The following is a 16,589-nucleotide window of genomic DNA, read 5'->3' as shown; positions in this document are numbered from 1 at the left end:
GGTGGCCGGCACATTCGGTCGCGGACTGCATCGTTCTTACCGCCAGATAATCAGCTTTTTGCTTTCTGTTCGCGTTCGCGCAGGTAATCGTCGGTCGTGCGCGGCGCCGGGCGCTCTGAAACATCGGATGGCGTCTTCGGACCACGCCGGATTGCCTGTGATGATGCCCCGTGAATCCGATGGAGAGATGCGCCGCGACGGTTCGAGCGCTGCCAATGTGCAGCCGAAACACCCCGTCGCTGAGCGCGGAAGAGTGCACGGCGTGCCAGACTTCTCATCCGGCGAAGCGCTGCGTGTTGCAGCGAAGCGCGAAGTGGTCTTGAGTAGCGAGAAGGACAAACGAGGATGGCGAAAACGAGCGAGAGATCCCGACCGATTAAGAGGGCAAGATAAAGCGAGCTTTCGCTCGCGGCGATCGTTGATCGCGAAGGTGTTGTCTGCACGTTGATTTTGGTCACGGATGGCGGGTCTCGGGTCGGCGCCGTGTGATGTGGGCGTCGTTTTGCCGATTTGCAATCTTGGTTTTCTCCGAATGAGTTAGATCGCATTGTTCGCGATGTGCGCTACGACGCGCTACGCCATCGAAATTATTTTTGCGACGCGTTACGACCGCTGCATTTCATCGCTTGCAGGACACCACGTCTGTCCCGATTGTCGTCATATGGCGCGCGACGATGACGATTTCCGCATCCGTCCTGGCAAGGTCCGCGACCGCGGCGGCATGCGTGCTCCGCGAAGCCGTATCCATCGCGTGCGCGTTCGTCCCACGAGCTTCATCGGCGAAGTCCATCAGGCGGTGCGGCGCGCGGGCGGCAACCCTTATCGGCTGGGTTCATCCGGAAAGGGAAGCGGCCGATTCAACGCGCGAGGTCGGGGCGCTGGATTGGCGCTGACGCTCAAGGACCGCAGTGCGTGGAGCCGCGACGGGAGCGGCGTCCGCACGCGGGTGCGGCGGGTCACGGTGAAGGCCCGGGTCGTGAAGTTGAACCAGCAGCGCGGCGCGGTGCGAGGCTCGCGGTTCGTCGGCGCCAAGGCGGTGGATGCGCATTTGCGAACTCCTGACCCTCAGATTCGTAGCTGATGCTCGCCTGTGACCTTCACACACTGATCCGAGTAACGAGCAACAAGATTGCTCAGAAAGGACTGGCTTTGCTGCGGCAACGGAGCGTTCGTGTAACGCTCATAGCGCGAGCTAACAGGTTCGCAGGATCCTGCCCCGCCGGCCTTTGGCCACTGCGGGGTTGCGGCGGTGGGCGCGATGGGTGCCCTACAACTACGGAGATCCTTATGACCAAAGCCAAAGCAAAGCGGCGAGCCACGACCAGACGCTCCTCAAATTAGCTGCGACTCGATCCGGTAAGGCCAAACACGTTGCCACCAGGACAAAAAGGCCGGCGGCCTCGAAGGTCTTGCCGGCTACCAACGCATTCGCCGTACCGGCCAAAGCATCAGGCGATCGCGCCGATTCCAAGCAAGCTCAGGCGCTGGCTCTGCTGCGATCGACAGATGGCTGCACGATCGAAGCCATCGTCAAGACAATGGGTTGGCAGAAGCATTCGGTGCGCGGGTTCTTTGCCGGTGTCGCGCGCAGGAAACTGAAGCTCGATCTTGATTCCGAGCTTGTAGATAAGGTCCGACGCTATCGCATCAAGTCTGCAGCAGATGAGGTCGGCAAATCAGCCAAGACCCGCCTGACCGATGGCGCCGCGAAGACAAACACGTCGCACCACCGATGCGGCCTCTCTTGATCTCGAGATTGCGCATCTGCATTGTCTCGATCTCATCGGGTTACAGTCCCGCTGGCAGAGTGTTACGGGCGCCCTGCCCCGGAGCACCTGCCCAGGCATCTGCTGTTCGGCATTCTCGCCTATCGCATTCAGGCCGATGCGCTTTGGGATCTCGATGCTGCGACGGTTCAACTTCTAAAGCGTGCGGCTACCGTATCTTTGGACCAAGTTTTGCGGCTCGTGGCGACCCAGTCTCTGCACCCTGCATCCGGGGCCAAACGGATAAGCCCGTTGGCTCTGTCACCCGCGTGCCCGCGTCAGTGATCGAAGTTACAATCTCCAAGGCGGTCATTGCCAACACGGACATGGATGATCCGCTTTCGACCGATGCGTTGCCTCGAGAAGCGATTGAGCGGTTTGTCGCCCGAATTGAGGTTCGCAAGAATCAGTTGGCGATTCATCTGAGGTCTGGCGAAAACGATATCCAGATCCGGAGCAACCACGATCCGAATTCGGCTGAACACCGCGCGGTCACCTCGCGCACCGTCGTCGTGCCCTGGAAGAAGCCATCAAGGCCCGCCCAGGAAATTTTGCTGCCGGCGGGTACGCCAGAGCATCGCGCCCGGCCCGTGAAGGCCGAACGCCGGTCGGCTCTGATCCGAGCGATCGGCCGCGGCCGTCTCTGGCTTCAGGAGATCGTCGACGGCCGCGAAACAATCGAAAGCCTTGCCGCCCGCCAACATTGCAGCACGCGACAGATCAATATGACGATCTCCCTCACCTTCCTTGCACCTACCCTGGTCACAGCAGCTGTTGAAGGGCGTTTCCCCCGCGGGATCGGTGTCGCTGCCCTCCGCGATGCACCGGCTGAATGGTCTCAACAGATGACCCGCCTCGGCCTGGCACCGACACCCGCTCCCGATTCTGCCAATCGGTGACCGCGCCTTATTTCATTTCATCGGTCTGATTCCCAGGAACGGGAAATTGCGCGGCAGAGACAGAGCCCCAAAACCAGCCCGGACGGGTCACAGAGACCGCGCCTCCGCAGATCAAAATGCAGAAAAGCCCGCCAGTAGGGGGCCTTTCTCATCAGTCTCTGAAAATCTGAGAAATAACAGACTGGGTGGTGGGCGCGACAGGGATCGAACCTGTGACCCCTACCATGTCAAGGTAGTGCTCTCCCGCTGAGCTACGCGCCCGAAAACGTCCGCATGGGGTCGCCGCGACCTATATCGGCTCCGGTGCTGACAGGCAAGGACGGGCGGGCACGAATTACGCCGCCAGCATCTTGTTCACTTCGCTGACCAATTCCCGCAGATGCACCGGTTTGGAAAGCACCTTGGCGTTCTTGGGCGCCGCGGAATCGGAATTCAGCGCGACAGCGGCAAAGCCGGTGATAAACATGATCTTGATATCGGGATCGAGTTCCGACGCGCGCCGCGCCAATTCGATCCCGTCCATTTCCGGCATCACGATATCGGTGAGAAGCATTTCAAATGGCTCCTCGCGCAGTCTCTGGTAGGCTGACAGTCCGTTGTCATAGGACGATACCTTGAAACCAGCGTTTTCCAGCGCCTTGACCAGAAATCGGCGCATGTCGTTGTCATCTTCGGCAAGGAGGATTTTGTGCATGGCGGTGGTATCGGGGCCCGACTTGGAGGAGCAGTCGCCCTACTAAGCCTGATGATGGTAAATTTGGGGTGAAGGCTAACTTTGGCTTGGCAGAACGGCTGCGATTATCGACAATGCAGGTTCGAAAAGCGCCTGTCCAGACGACATTCGACAGTAGGCTGCGCAATTTCAGGATGACGCCCGGCCATGACCCAATTTGACGGCAGCCAGCCGCCCCCTTTCGAGATCGCCGAGCCGGCGCAGTGGCGGTCTCCCATCATCTTCAATTCCCCGCACTCCGGTTCGGTCTATCCGGAGGAGTTTCTGGCCGCGTCGCGAATCGACCTGGCCAGCCTTCGCCGGTCCGAAGACTCGTTCATGGATGAACTGATCGTCGGCCTCGTCGAGATCGGCTTTCCCGTGGTTCGGGTCAACTTTCCCCGCTCCTATGTCGACGTCAACCGCGAACCTTACGAACTCGATCCGCGGATGTTCACCGGTCGCTTGCCGAGTTTCGCCAATACGCGATCGATGCGGGTCGCGGGCGGCCTCGGCACCATTCCGCGCGTCGTCGGCGACGGCCAGGAGATCTATCGCGAACGTCTCAGCGTCGACGACGCGCTCGGCCGTATCGAACTGCTCTACAAACCCTACCATCGCGCATTGCGGCGGCTGATCCACAAGGCCCACCAGACGTTCGGGACAGCCATCGTTGTGGATTGCCACTCGATGCCGTCGACCGGCATTTCTCACGACGAACCGAGACGTCCGGATATCGTGATCGGCGATCGCTACGACACCAGTTGCGCGCCGCTGCTTCCGAACATCATCGAGGACGTGATGAGCGGCCTCGGCTATTCGGTCGGCCGCAACAAACCCTACGCCGGCGGTTTCATCACCGAGCATTATGGCAATCCGGCAAGCGGACTGCACGCGGTTCAGTTCGAACTCAACCGCGCGGTCTACATGGACGAACGCCGCCGCGAGCGTGGTCCGCGCTTCCGGCAGGTCGCAGCGGATTTCATGACGCTCGCCGACGCGCTGGCCGCCATTCCGCTCGGCGATCTCGGGACGTTCCGGTCGGCCGCCGAATAAATAGACCGCCACCCTTGGCGTGGCGTGGCGAGGACTTCGAAACCACCGTATCCTTGCTGGCGACAAGAAAAAGGGCCGCTCGTCAAACCAAGCGGCCCAAGTCTGGGAGGAAACGCCCAAGGAGGGCAGCAGTAGCGCGAGGGCTACCGCACCGCAACAATATACGGCCGCGCTGCACAAAAAGCAAGGGATTTCAAACGATTTTCCCCCGCGATTAGGTATATTCTGATTTCGCCGCGCGTCGACCCTGCAACAAAATTACTTAGTAATACCAACTATTTAATACCAGAACAGCAGGCTTGCCACAGTCCGGCCGCAACCCGGGACGGCGATTTTCCTCCTTCGATCGCAGATGCCGTCGGCACTCCATGGGCAAATGAGCCCGAGAACGGGATAACTGCTGTGCAATGGATCGCAGACGGTGCGGCCTCCGATTCCTGCATGTATAGGAGGCGCTCAACTTGGGGCGCGCGCGCGTGTGCGAACATCGCCCGGTGAGGTAGACGTGACGGTGATCGATTTTACCGCCTTTATAGACCGTCTCGCGACGGCAGCGGGCGAAACAATTCTGCCTTTCTTCAGAACGTCTCTTCTCGGCGTCGAAAACAAATGTGACGCTCGCGGCTTTGATCCGGTCACGGAGGCGGATCGGGCCGCCGAGGCGGTCATGCGCCGGATGATCAAGGCGAGTTTCCCGCAGCACGGCATCGTCGGCGAGGAATTCGGCAACCAGAACGAGGACGCCGAATACGTCTGGATGCTGGATCCGATCGATGGCACGAAGTCCTTCATCGCCGGCTTTCCCATCTGGGGCACGCTGATTGCGTTGCTTCATCGCGGCATGCCGGTCTACGGCATGATGCACCAGCCCTACATCGGCGAGCGGTTCAGCGGCGACAACCGCTCCGCGAGCTATCAGGGCCCGTCGAACGGGCGCAAGCTTGCGGTGCGCCGGTGCGCATCGCTGAAAGAGGCGACATCGTTCACGACCAGTCCGCTGTTGATGAACGCCGACGACCGTGCAGCCTTCGGCAAGGTCGAGGCCGAGGTCCGGCTGACCCGCTATGGCGGCGACTGTTATTCCTACTGCATGCTGGCCGCGGGCCATCTCGATCTCGTCATCGAGACGGAGCTGAAGCCCTATGACATCGCCGCCTTGATCCCGATCATCACCGGAGCGGGCGGCGTGATCACGACATGGGAGGGCGAGCCCGCGCAAGGCGGCGGCCGCGTCGTCGCCGCCGGCGATCCGCGCGTGCACGAGGCTGCACTGACATTGCTGAATCGCTAGAACAACGGCGACCCCGGCACGAAAGCGTCGAACGCCGCCCAGAACTGAGCGCGATAGCGATTTTGCTCCTGCAGGATCTCGTGCTTCGATCCGGCGATGACGAGGTGCGAACCGCTGCGCAGGTGATAGGCGAACTCCTCGATCGCGGGAGTGGAGACGATGGTGTCGTCGCCGGCCGCGATCATCAGCAGTGGCTGACGAATCGTCGACGGATAATTCGTCGCGCAGAATTCATGCATGGCCCGGAAGGCGGTATCGGCCCATGCCACCGTCGGCGCTGCGATCCCCAGCGCGGGATCTTCCTCCAGGATTGCAACGTTGCGGGCGAACCGGACCGGGTCGCTGGTCAAGGGATTGCCGATGAAATCGGCGACGCCGGTGAGTTGATCGCTGCCGCCGGGGACATAGTGCCCACCCTGTCCGAACAGCCGCATCGCGCGCAGCACCGCACGCGCCGCGAACCCGGTGCGGCGCCCCGGCAGATCGATCATCGGCGCCGACAGCACGATACGGTCGAACCAGCGTTTGCCGGCGTGCGCCACTCGCAGCAGCACCGCGCCACCCATCGAATGCGCCAGCGCGAAGTACGGCGGCGGACAATCGGGCAGCACCACCTGCTCCATAAACGACTGAACGTCGATCTCGTAGTCGGAGAAACGGCGCACGTAGCCCTTGCGCGGGTCGGACGACAGCCGCGTCGAGAGGCCCTGCCCCCGCCAATCGATCATCGCCACCGCAAAACCACGATCTCGCAGATCGCATACGGTCTCGAAATATTTTTCGATCTGCTCGCCGCGCCCGGCAAACACGCAGACCGTTCCTTTTCGCCCCGGCGGCGGCGCCCATCGCGCAAAGCGCAGATCGATGCCGTCGGAAGTCCTGACGGTGCCGCAGATATAATTTTCCGGAACCGGATTTGCGGGGATCGAAACAAGCCTCATGACCGGACCGGCTGGAGGAAAAGGCTCAATAACGGAAGGACGGGACCATCAAGAAACGGGCGTGGGCCGCCTCTTGAACCCGTTTGGAGCCCTCCCATATCATCACTGTGCAGGCCGCTACCAGTGCTCCGAAACCGGATCATCAGGCTGCACACAGACGAAAGCCCGGCCCGATTGGCGGGCGGGTCCATTCAACGTCGCTCCATGGAGGACTGACCTATGCGTACTTTCGACCTCACCCCGTTTTATCGTTCCACCGTCGGATTCGATCGCCTCTTCAACCTGCTCGACCAGACTCATGGCGATGCGCCGGGCTACCCGCCCTATAACATCGAGCGCACCGGCGAGAACGAGTACCGCATCTCCGTCGCCGTCTCCGGCTTTGCCCCGAGCGAACTCTCCATCGTCGCGAAGGAAAACACGCTGACGATCAAGGGCGAGAAGGTTGCCAACGAAAACGGCAAGGACAAGTCCGAGGTGCTGTATCGTGGCATCGCGGCGCGTGCCTTCGAACGCGCGTTCCAGCTCGCCGATTTCGTACATGTGAAAAACGCCTCGCTCGAGAACGGCCTGCTCCACGTCGATCTCGTCCGCGAGATTCCCGAGGCCAAGAAGCCCCGCACCATTCCGATCGCGACCAGCGCGCCCTCGGCGCCGGCGGTCGAGAAGGCGGCAGCCTGACGCTTCTCCCGCGCGAACGATTTTGGAATGCTGAACGCAGGACGCCCTGGGAAACCGGGGCGTCTTTGTGTTGAGCGGCAGGGCATAACTTCCTGCGATCAGGGACTCCCAGACGCTTGTGTGGTAGAGAAAAATTTGGCAATGTCAGGGTTAGGACAGCAAGGCTGTCTTAATTTTGACGGGACGGGCTGGCGTCGGGTTTTGCCGCGAATGCAGGCGCCGATGTCCGGCTGTGGACATGGCAAACCGGCTTTCCACCGAGGACGTTGGGCACCCGGTTTGACTTCTCAAAACTTCGGCTCGCGGCGTGCGAGTGGTGGCCCCAGGATTGTCGATCGGGGTGCCGCGACCGTCCAAGGTGCGCCGTAGACACCGACAGCGTTTCGGGATGTCTCAAATCCCGGCCGGGAAAGGGTACTGGGCTTAAGATGAGTGGGCCATCGTTCGAGCGGGAGAACATCGGGCTGGAGTCTCGGGCGGCGAATTCGGCCGCCAAACCGCTTGCGCAGGAGCACACCGGTCGCGACCACGCGCCACACGAACATACGGCCCGCGAACAACCGGCATACGAACACACCTGGCGTCCGCCGGCGGAAGGCCTCTACGACCTCGCCCAGGAAAAGGATTCCTGCGGCGTCGGCTTCATCGCCAACATCAAGGGCAGGAAGTCCCATCAGATCGTCTCCGACGCGATCAGCATTCTCTGCAACCTCGAGCATCGCGGCGCGGTGGGCGCCGATCCGCGAGCGGGCGACGGCGCAGGCATCCTGGTGCAGATCCCGCATGGTTTTTTTGCGCGGAAGGCGAAGGAACTCGGCTTCACGCTGCCGAAGCCCGGCGAATACGCCGTCGGTGCGCTGTTCATGCCGCGGGAGGTCGCCTGGCGCGAGGTCATCCAGCGCGTCATCACCGATCAGATCAAGGCCGAAGGCCTGACGCTGCTGGGCTGGCGTGAAGTGCCGACCGACAACTCATCGCTCGGCGAAACCGTAAAGCCGACCGAGCCCGCCAATATGCAGGTGTTCATCGGCCGCAACGGCACGGCCGGAACCGAGGACGAGTTCGAGCGGCGGCTCTACATCCTGCGCAAGTCGATCTCGCAGGCGATCTTTGAGCGCCGCGAACGCGGCCTTTCCGGCTACTATCCGGTGTCGATGTCGTGCCGCACCGTGATCTACAAGGGCATGTTCCTCGCCGACCAGCTCGGCAGCTACTATCCCGACCTGCACGAGCCGGATTTCGAGTCGGCGCTGGCGCTGGTGCATCAGCGCTTCTCTACCAACACCTTCCCGACCTGGTCGCTGGCCCATCCTTACCGCATGATCGCGCACAACGGCGAGATCAACACGCTGCGTGGCAACGTCAACTGGATGGCGGCGCGGCAGGCGTCGGTGCATTCGGAACTGTACGGAAAGGACATCAGCCGGCTCTGGCCGATTTCCTATGAAGGCCAGTCCGACACCGCCTGCTTCGATAACAGTCTCGAATTCCTGGTGCGGGGCGGTTATTCGCTCGCGCATGCGGTGATGATGATGATCCCCGAAGCGTGGGCGGGCAATCCGTTGATGGACGAGCAGCGCCGCGCGTTTTACGAGTATCACGCGGCGCTGATGGAGCCGTGGGACGGCCCGGCCGCGATCGCCTTCACCGACGGCCGCCAGATCGGCGCCACGCTCGACCGCAACGGCCTGCGTCCGGCGCGCTATCTCGTCACCAGCGACGATCGCATCGTGATGGCGTCCGAAATGGGCGTGCTCAAGATTCCGGAAGACCAGATCGTCACCAAGTGGCGATTGCAGCCCGGCAAGATGCTGCTGGTCGACCTCGAACAGGGACGCCTCATCCCCGACGACGAGATCAAGGCCACGCTGGCGAACAGCCATCCGTATCGGGAGTGGCTCGGCCGCACCCAGATCCAGGTCGAGAATTTACCGGACGCGCCCGCCAAGGGGGTCCGCTCGAACCTGCCGTTGCTGGATCGTCAGCAGGCATTCGGCTATTCGCAGGAAGACATCAACATCCTGCTGACGCCGATGGCGTCGATCGGCGAGGAAGCCTCGGGCTCGATGGGCAACGACACGCCGATCTCGGCGCTGTCGGACCGACCGAAGCAGCTCTTCACCTACTTCAAGCAGAATTTCGCGCAGGTGACGAACCCGCCGATCGATCCCATCCGCGAAGAACTGGTGATGAGTCTGGTCTCGATCATCGGACCGCGGCCGAACCTGTTCGATCTCGAAGGTCTCGCCTCCACCAAGCGGCTGGAGGTGCATCAGCCGATCCTCACCGACGCCGACCTCGAGAAAATCCGCTCGATCTCCGATGTCGCGGAATCGCACTTCGTCTCGCGCACCCTGGATATCACCTTCCACTCAGGCCTGGGCGCGGCGAACCTCCAGCAGGTGCTCGACGAACTCTGCGCGCGGGCCGAAGCCGCAGTGCGCGAAGGCGTCAACATCATCATCCTGTCGGACCGGATGACCGGCATCGACCGGATTCCGATCCCCTCGCTGCTCGCCTGCGCAGCCGTGCATCATCACCTGATCCGCGTCGGATTGCGCACCTCGGTCGGCCTCGTGATCGAATCCGGCGAGCCGCGAGAAGTGCATCACTTCGCCTGCCTTGCCGGCTACGGCGCGGAGGCGATCAATCCCTATCTCGCGTTCGAGAGCATCATCGCGATGAAGGATCGTTTACCAGGCAGCCTCGACGACAAGGAAATCGTCAAGCGCTACATCAAGTCGATCGGCAAGGGCCTGCTCAAGGTGATGTCGAAGATGGGCATCTCGACCTATCAGTCCTATTGCGGCGCGCAGATCTTCGACGCCGTGGGGCTGAAGGCCGAATTCGTCGCCAAGTATTTCGCCGGCACGCACACCCGCATCGAAGGCGTCGGCCTTGCGGAAATCGCGGAAGAAACCGTGCGCCGGCATGCGGACGCGTTCGGCGACGTGCAGATCTACAAGACCGCGCTCGACGTCGGCGGCGAATACGCCTACCGCACCCGGGGCGAGGATCACGCATGGACCGCGGAGTCGATCGCCAACCTGCAGCACGCCGTGCGCGGCAATTCGCAGGAGCGCTATCGCGCGTTCGCGAAGATCCTCAACGAACAGTCCGAGCGCCTGCTGACGCTGCGCGGCCTGTTCAAGTTCAAGACCGCCGAGGACGAGAATCGCAAGCCTGTCGCCCTCGACGAGGTCGAGCCGGCCAAGGAGATCGTCAAGCGCTTCGCAACCGGCGCGATGAGCTTCGGCTCGATCTCGCGCGAAGCGCACACCACGCTCGCGATCGCGATGAACCGCATCGGCGGCAAGTCCAATACCGGCGAAGGCGGCGAGGAAGCGGACCGCTTCAAGCCGATGCCGAACGGCGATTCCATGCGCTCGGCGATCAAGCAGGTCGCCTCCGGCCGCTTCGGCGTCACCACCGAGTATCTCGTCAACTCCGACATGATGCAGATCAAGATGGCGCAGGGCGCCAAGCCCGGCGAAGGCGGACAGTTGCCCGGCCACAAGGTCGACGCGACAATCGCGCGCGTGCGCCATTCGACGCCCGGCGTCGGCCTGATCTCGCCGCCGCCGCATCACGACATCTATTCGATCGAGGATCTGGCGCAGCTCATCTACGACCTGAAGAACGTCAATCCGCAGAGCCTGGTCTCGGTGAAGCTCGTCTCCGAAATCGGCGTCGGTACGGTTGCCGCAGGCGTCGCCAAGGCCCGCGCCGATCACGTCACCATCGCGGGCTTCGAGGGCGGTACCGGCGCAAGTCCCCTCACCTCGATCAAGCACGCCGGTTCGCCGTGGGAGATCGGGCTTGCCGAGACTCATCAGACGCTGGTGCGCGAAAGGCTGCGCTCGCGCATCGCGGTGCAGGTCGATGGCGGCTTCCGCACCGGCCGCGACGTGGTGATCGGCGCCCTTCTTGGTGCAGATGAATTCGGCTTCGCCACCGCGCCGCTGATCGCCGCCGGCTGCATCATGATGCGCAAGTGTCATCTCAACACCTGCCCGGTCGGCGTCGCCACCCAGGATCCGGTGCTGCGCAAGCGCTTCACCGGCCAGCCCGAGCACGTCATCAACTTCTTCTTCTTCGTCGCCGAGGAAGTACGCGAGATCATGGCGCAGCTCGGCTACCGCACCTTCAACGAGATGATCGGCCAGGTGCAGATGCTCGACCAGAGCGCGCTGGTGACCCACTGGAAGGCCAAGGGGCTCGACTTCTCGAAGCTGTTCTACCGGCAGAAGGAAGCGCCGGGCCAGACGATCTATCACGTCGAGGCGCAGGACCATCACCTCGACAAGGTGCTAGACCGCAAGCTGATCGCGGAGGCGAAGCCGGCGCTCGATCGCGGCGCGCCGGTGACGATCGAGACCGCTATCAACAACACCGACCGCTCGGCCGGCGCGATGCTGTCGGGCGCGGTCGCGAAGATCTACGGCCATGCCGGCCTGCCGCTCGACACCATCCAGGTCCACCTCAAGGGTACGGCTGGACAGGCGTTCGGAGCCTGGCTCTGCCGCGGCATCACCTTCGATCTCGAAGGCGAAGGCAACGATTATGTCGGCAAGGGCCTCTCCGGCGGCCGCATCATCGTGCGTCCTCCGGCGAACTCCGGCATCGTGCCGGAGGAATCGATCATCGTCGGCAACACCGTGATGTACGGCGCGATCGAGGGCGAGTGCTACTTCCGCGGCGTCGCCGGCGAACGTTTCGCCGTGCGCAACTCCGGCGCAGTCGCCGTGGTCGAGGGCGCCGGCGATCATTGCTGCGAATACATGACCGGCGGCATCGTCGTCGTGCTGGGCAAGACCGGGCGCAACTTCGCGGCCGGGATGTCCGGCGGCGTCGCCTACGTGCTCGACGAGGCCGGCGATTTTCCGAAACTGTGCAACCTCGCAATGGTCGATCTCGAGCCGGTGCTGTCGGAAGAGATGATCAATGCCGGCACCTATCATCACAGCGGCGACCTCGAGGCGCATGGCCGCGTCGACGTGTTCCAGAACCTGCTGAACTCCGACGTCGAGCGGCTGCACGTTCTGATCACGCGCCACGCCAGACTCACCGGCTCCAAACGCGCCGCCGACATTCTCGCGAACTGGAAGGCTTATCTGCCGAAATTCCGCAAGGTGATGCCGGTTGAGTACCGCCGCGCGCTGAAGGAAATGAAGGCCAACGCGGACGCCGAACCGAAAATCGCGATCGGGGCGTAAGCCGGGCCGGCGTATCCCGGACGCTGCGCGCCACGAAATGGTGCGCTGCTGATCCGGGCCGTTGCGGGAATGGCCTGTGCGGCGATCCCGGTTCTGCGAAGCAGCGTTTCGCGCCGCATCGCGCCCGGGACAACTGGATCAGAACGAGACGAACTTTAAAGGGCATCAGGTCCGATGGGAAAGATTACGGGTTTTCTGGAAATCGAGCGGCACGACCGCAAGTACGCGCCGGTCGCGGAGCGGGTGAAGAACTTCAAGGAGTTCGTGATCCCACTGTCCGAGAAGGAAACGCGCGACCAGGCCGCGCGCTGCATGAACTGCGGCGTTCCCTATTGCCACGGCACCGGCTCGGTCGCGCCCGGCACGCCTGGCTGCCCGGTCAACAACCAGATCCCGGACTTCAACGACCTCGTCTATCGCGGCGACTGGGAAGAAGCCTCGCGCACGCTGCACTCCACCAACAACTTTCCGGAATTCACCGGCCGCATCTGCCCGGCGCCGTGCGAAGCCTCCTGCACGCTCAACATCGATGACAATCCCGTCACCATCAAGACGATCGAATGCGCCATCGTCGACCGCGCCTGGGAGAATGGCTGGCTGAAGCCGGAAATCGCGACGCAAAAGACCGGCAAGAAGGTGGCCGTCGTCGGCTCCGGTCCCGCCGGTCTCGCCTGCGCGCAACAACTCGCCCGCGCCGGACACGAGGTGCATGTCTACGAGAAGAACGCCAAGGCCGGGGGTCTCCTGCGCTATGGCATTCCCGATTTCAAAATGGAAAAGCACATCATCGACCGCCGTCTGAAGCAGATGGAGGCCGAGGGCGTGATTTTCCATTACGGTAGTCCGGTCGGCGGCAGCACGGCGGGCGCGATCGATCCGCAGCAGCTTGTCAAGGATTACGACGCGGTGGCTCTGACCGGCGGCGCGGAAGCTCCGCGCGATCTGCCGATCCCCGGCCGCGATCTCGGCGGCATTCACTTCGCGATGGATTTCCTGCCGCAGCAAAACCGCCGCAATGGCAACGAAAAGTTCGACGCGCCGGATATTCTCGCCACCGACAAGCATGTGGTCGTCATCGGAGGCGGCGACACCGGCTCCGACTGCATCGGCACCTCGTTCCGGCAAGGCGCGAAGTCGGTGACGCAGCTCGAGATCATGCCTGCGCCGCCGGAGCATGAGAACAAGGCGCTGACCTGGCCGAATTGGCCGTTGAAGATGCGCACGTCGTCGAGCCAGGCCGAGGGTGCCAAGCGCGACTTCGCCGTGCTGACGCAGAAGTTTTCGGGCACAGACGGCAAGATCAAGAAGATGCATTGCGTCCGCGTGGACGACAAATTCAAGCCGGTCGCTGGCAGCGAGTTCGAACTCGATGCCGATCTCGTGCTGCTTGCAATGGGCTTTGTGCATCCGGTGCACGAGGGCATGCTCACGACGCTCGGCCTCGAACGTGACCCGCGCGGCAATGTCCGCGCCAACATGCAGGACTATCGCACCTCGCTACCCAAGGTGTTTTCGGCGGGCGACATGCGCCGCGGCCAGTCGCTGGTCGTGTGGGCAATTCGCGAAGGCCGCCTGTGTGCACGCTCCATCGACCAGACGCTGATGGGCGCAACCACGCTGCCGCGGTGAGCCACAGCGAAGCGTTCTTCGCTGCGGTTACCAATAAAACCTCGGTCATAAACAGATGCAAACTACACTCGCGTGCATCGTCGAGAATCGTTCCAGACAATTGCGCCAGGAGTGTTGGACCTCTCCGGTCGCAACGGCAGTCATCCACACGCAACGTAACAGTGCACAGAGACAATCTGTGAATTGATCGTCATCCGCCGCAGGTTACTCTCGCGCCAAAGTGGGGGGCGACGAAGTGGCGGCATCGCGTTGGATCGTTTTCTTGATCGTCGTCATCCCGACGATGCCCGTGCGGGCCATGTCGCGCAACGTCGCCGTCAGCGCCGGTTCCTTCTTCGCCGCCGCCGCGCGTTGCGAGGAGCAAAGCCTGATCACATCCGGTCAGACCGACGATCTTCTAAGGGCGCTGGATCCTTATCTTTCCAAATCCGACAAGACCAATATGGAGGCCGGCCGCGCGCGCGGCGATAAGGACTCCCAGGTGTTCGTCGAGTCCGAGAAGAAATGGGTGAGCTTCACGCCCGATGTCACGAGCTGCTACCGCGTGCAGGGCGTGCTCGACGATTACAGGACGCAACTCGGGGAATAAGACCGCGACGGACCTCACGCGCGTCGAGCGATATTCGAACACCAAAATCTTTACTCACGCTCATGACGAGCGGGCCCGGCGTCGTGACGGCGCGGCCCCGATCTATCGCGAGAAAAGGTCCGAGAAAAATCCGGCCGGTCCGGAATTGCCGGACGGGCGCGATGCGGCGCGCGGTCTTGGCGCCTGCTGGGAAGGTGGGGAAGTGCGCAATCCCGATGATCCTTCCGAGCGGGCCTGCTCGGCGGAATGGGCTGCGCGCGGCTTCTTCGGCGGCGATGCCGGAGCCGGAGCGGAGTCATTCGTCGCAACCGGCGCGTCGGCCTTGGCCGGTTCAAGGCCGACCTCGCGGCGCGGCCAGACAAAATCGTCGGCGCGCCCGGCGGGCGCGGTCAATGGTTCACCCTTCACCAGCGTTCGCGCCGCCAGCGCATCGATCGCGGCGGAATGGCTGCCGGGGCCGCCGAGCAACTGGTCTGTCCCGACAGAAGACAGCGCCAGCGGCACGATCGGTCCGGCGAGCGGACGCGGCGCAGGCTGTCCCGGCTTGACGTCGGTGTCGGGCGTACCGGGCTCGGTAGGAATTGCCACCGGGCCGGACCGGGCCGCCAAAACGCGCGTGATCTCGCGCTCGACATAATGGGCGAGCTTGCGCGCGCCGGCCTTGGTGAAGTACACGCCGTCGTAAGAACGCAGCCGCCGGGTCTGACCTTCGAAGTCCGGCCCCTGCTGGATGTAGCGGCCGCTCTCGTCGACGAATCCGTCCCAGATATCGACATAGGTAATGCCTGCCTTATCCGCGGCGGCGCGATAGAGCGAGTCGAGGAACAGCATATCGGACGTCGATTTTGTCCCGCGCACCGCGGGCAGGCCAACCCAGAACACCGGCACGCCCTTGGACTTGAGGACCGCGATCATCTCGTCGATCTTCCTGCTGTAGAGTTCGGCCCAGCGATCGCTGCGGAACTCGGCAATTCCGTTAGGTGAACGCGCGCTTTTCTCCCTCGCGGTCGAAGGCTGATCGCCTTCCGCCTCGTCGGGCGGTAATTCGGAATCCGCCGGCTTGTCGTCGGGCTTGGCGGCGGCGGCATCCGTCTTGTCGGTCTTGTCCGTCTCTTTCTTGTCCGCTTCCTTCTTGTCGACGCCTTTCTTGTCGGTATCCGCCTTTTTTTTGTCCTCCGGCTTGCCGGTCTTCTCCTTCTCCAGTGTCTCGCGAATCGACACACGATCGTGCAGGCCGAGCATGACCACGATGGCATCCGGTTTTTCGGTGGCGAGAATGGCTTTTGCCGCAGCCGCCCAATCCGCCGGTTCGCCCTTCGGCTGATAGCGAATGAGGCCGGAGACGGTCTTGTGCTTGCGGATCACGCCCATGTCGGGCGTTTCACTGAGAGCATCCTCGAGGCCGTAAGCAAGCCAGTCGGCCATGCCGTCGCCGAGCACCACCACATTCCGCTCGGGAACGGTGTCGCGTTTTTCGGGCGGCGGCGCGTGCGAATAGTTCTCCGCCGGCCGCTGCTGCTGTTGTTGCTGTTGCTGCCTCGGCGGCGGCTCCTGAAAAGGTGAGAAGAACGGATTGTCGGAGCCGAACCAGCCCCCGCCTCCGCCGCGATGCGCAGGACGCTGCTGCTGCTGGAAGCCGAAATTGAAGAACTGTGCCGACGCGGGCGCTGCAACCAGCGTTGCAGCGACGGCCAGCGCTATCAATGGCCCACGTTCGGTCAGTCGGCGGAACAGCGATTTCGGTCCGGGCATGTGCGCGTCGCAAAAAGAGGCCGATAAGGACTTAATAGTAGCGGAATCGGGCCGCAA

At 62.7% G+C, this 16,589-nt stretch carries 12 protein-coding genes, 1 tRNA gene and 2 pseudogenes; 11 read left to right on the top strand and 4 right to left on the bottom strand.

Translation table 11 applies throughout. The features are described from left to right. The 5 genes and pseudogenes from ACS3WA_RS04650 to ACS3WA_RS04630 form a co-directional block, all read left to right on the top strand. Positions 1-448, top strand: a pseudogene (locus tag ACS3WA_RS04650) (hypothetical protein); the annotation flags it as partial. 213 nt (positions 449-661) lie between these two features. Beyond that, a complete protein-coding gene (locus tag ACS3WA_RS04645; RefSeq protein WP_438277381.1) occupies positions 662-1,081 on the top strand; it encodes a hypothetical protein in 420 nt (139 codons plus the stop codon). Between the two features lie 181 nt (positions 1,082-1,262). Continuing rightward, on the top strand, positions 1,263-1,748 hold the full coding sequence (locus tag ACS3WA_RS04640; RefSeq protein WP_438277380.1) for a DUF3489 domain-containing protein: 486 nt from the start codon (positions 1,263-1,265) through the stop codon (positions 1,746-1,748). Then, positions 1,699-1,979, top strand: a pseudogene (locus ACS3WA_RS04635) (DUF2924 domain-containing protein); the annotation flags it as partial. The gene ACS3WA_RS04640 and the pseudogene ACS3WA_RS04635, both read left to right, overlap by 50 nt. Positions 1,980-2,047: 68 nt before the next feature. Beyond that, the gene (locus ACS3WA_RS04630) at positions 2,048-2,665 is read left to right on the top strand and encodes a resolvase (RefSeq protein WP_438277379.1); all 618 of its coding nucleotides are present in this window, start codon (positions 2,048-2,050) and stop codon (positions 2,663-2,665) included. A 186-nt stretch (positions 2,666-2,851) separates the two neighbouring features. Here the strand turns inward: ACS3WA_RS04630 and ACS3WA_RS04625 are convergent. Next, positions 2,852-2,926, bottom strand: a tRNA-Val gene (locus ACS3WA_RS04625). 73 nt (positions 2,927-2,999) lie between these two features. Next, positions 3,000-3,359 (bottom strand): cell cycle two-component system response regulator CpdR, encoded by a 360-nt coding sequence (gene cpdR / locus ACS3WA_RS04620; RefSeq protein ID WP_438274362.1) that lies wholly within the window; start codon positions 3,357-3,359, stop codon positions 3,000-3,002. 186 nt (positions 3,360-3,545) lie between these two features. Between cpdR and ACS3WA_RS04615 the strand changes: the two genes are divergently transcribed. Further along, positions 3,546-4,433 (top strand): N-formylglutamate amidohydrolase, encoded by an 888-nt coding sequence (locus ACS3WA_RS04615; protein ID WP_438277378.1) that lies wholly within the window; start codon positions 3,546-3,548, stop codon positions 4,431-4,433. Between the two features lie 505 nt (positions 4,434-4,938). After that, on the top strand, positions 4,939-5,724 hold the full coding sequence (gene hisN / locus ACS3WA_RS04610) for a histidinol-phosphatase (RefSeq protein ID WP_438277377.1): 786 nt from the start codon (positions 4,939-4,941) through the stop codon (positions 5,722-5,724). Here the strand turns inward: hisN and ACS3WA_RS04605 are convergent. Then, positions 5,721-6,665: an alpha/beta fold hydrolase gene (locus ACS3WA_RS04605; protein ID WP_438277376.1), complete on the bottom strand. Its 945-nt coding sequence runs from the start codon at positions 6,663-6,665 to the stop codon at positions 5,721-5,723. The genes hisN and ACS3WA_RS04605 overlap by 4 nt on opposite strands. A gap of 219 nt (positions 6,666-6,884) precedes the next feature. On the opposite strand from ACS3WA_RS04605, the gene ACS3WA_RS04600 reads away from it, so the two are divergent. The 4 genes from ACS3WA_RS04600 to ACS3WA_RS04585 all read left to right on the top strand — a co-directional run bounded on the left by ACS3WA_RS04600 (position 6,885) and on the right by ACS3WA_RS04585 (position 14,780). After that, the gene (locus tag ACS3WA_RS04600; protein ID WP_438277375.1) at positions 6,885-7,346 is read left to right on the top strand and encodes an Hsp20 family protein; all 462 of its coding nucleotides are present in this window, start codon (positions 6,885-6,887) and stop codon (positions 7,344-7,346) included. A 428-nt stretch (positions 7,347-7,774) separates the two neighbouring features. Beyond that, complete coding sequence (gene gltB / locus ACS3WA_RS04595; RefSeq protein WP_438277374.1) at positions 7,775-12,562, top strand: glutamate synthase large subunit; 4,788 nt, start codon at positions 7,775-7,777, stop codon at positions 12,560-12,562. 174 nt (positions 12,563-12,736) lie between these two features. Continuing rightward, the gene (locus ACS3WA_RS04590; RefSeq protein ID WP_438277373.1) at positions 12,737-14,191 is read left to right on the top strand and encodes a glutamate synthase subunit beta; all 1,455 of its coding nucleotides are present in this window, start codon (positions 12,737-12,739) and stop codon (positions 14,189-14,191) included. 262 nt (positions 14,192-14,453) lie between these two features. After that, positions 14,454-14,780 carry a hypothetical protein gene (locus ACS3WA_RS04585; RefSeq protein WP_438277372.1) on the top strand — a complete coding sequence of 109 codons (327 nt, stop codon included), beginning with the start codon at positions 14,454-14,456 and terminating at the stop codon, positions 14,778-14,780. A 102-nt stretch (positions 14,781-14,882) separates the two neighbouring features. On the opposite strand, the gene ACS3WA_RS04580 is transcribed toward ACS3WA_RS04585, so the two are convergent. Next, entirely contained in the window at positions 14,883-16,532 is a 1,650-nt protein-coding gene (locus tag ACS3WA_RS04580) for an SGNH/GDSL hydrolase family protein (RefSeq protein ID WP_438277371.1), read from the bottom strand. Positions 16,533-16,589: the final 57 nt, after the last annotated feature.

The organism is Nitrobacter sp., assembly GCF_051535235.1.
Classification (GTDB): Bacteria; Pseudomonadota; Alphaproteobacteria; order Rhizobiales; family Xanthobacteraceae; genus Nitrobacter.
Note: the sequence above shows the minus strand (reverse complement) of the source record. Positions and strands in the feature narration are given on the sequence as shown.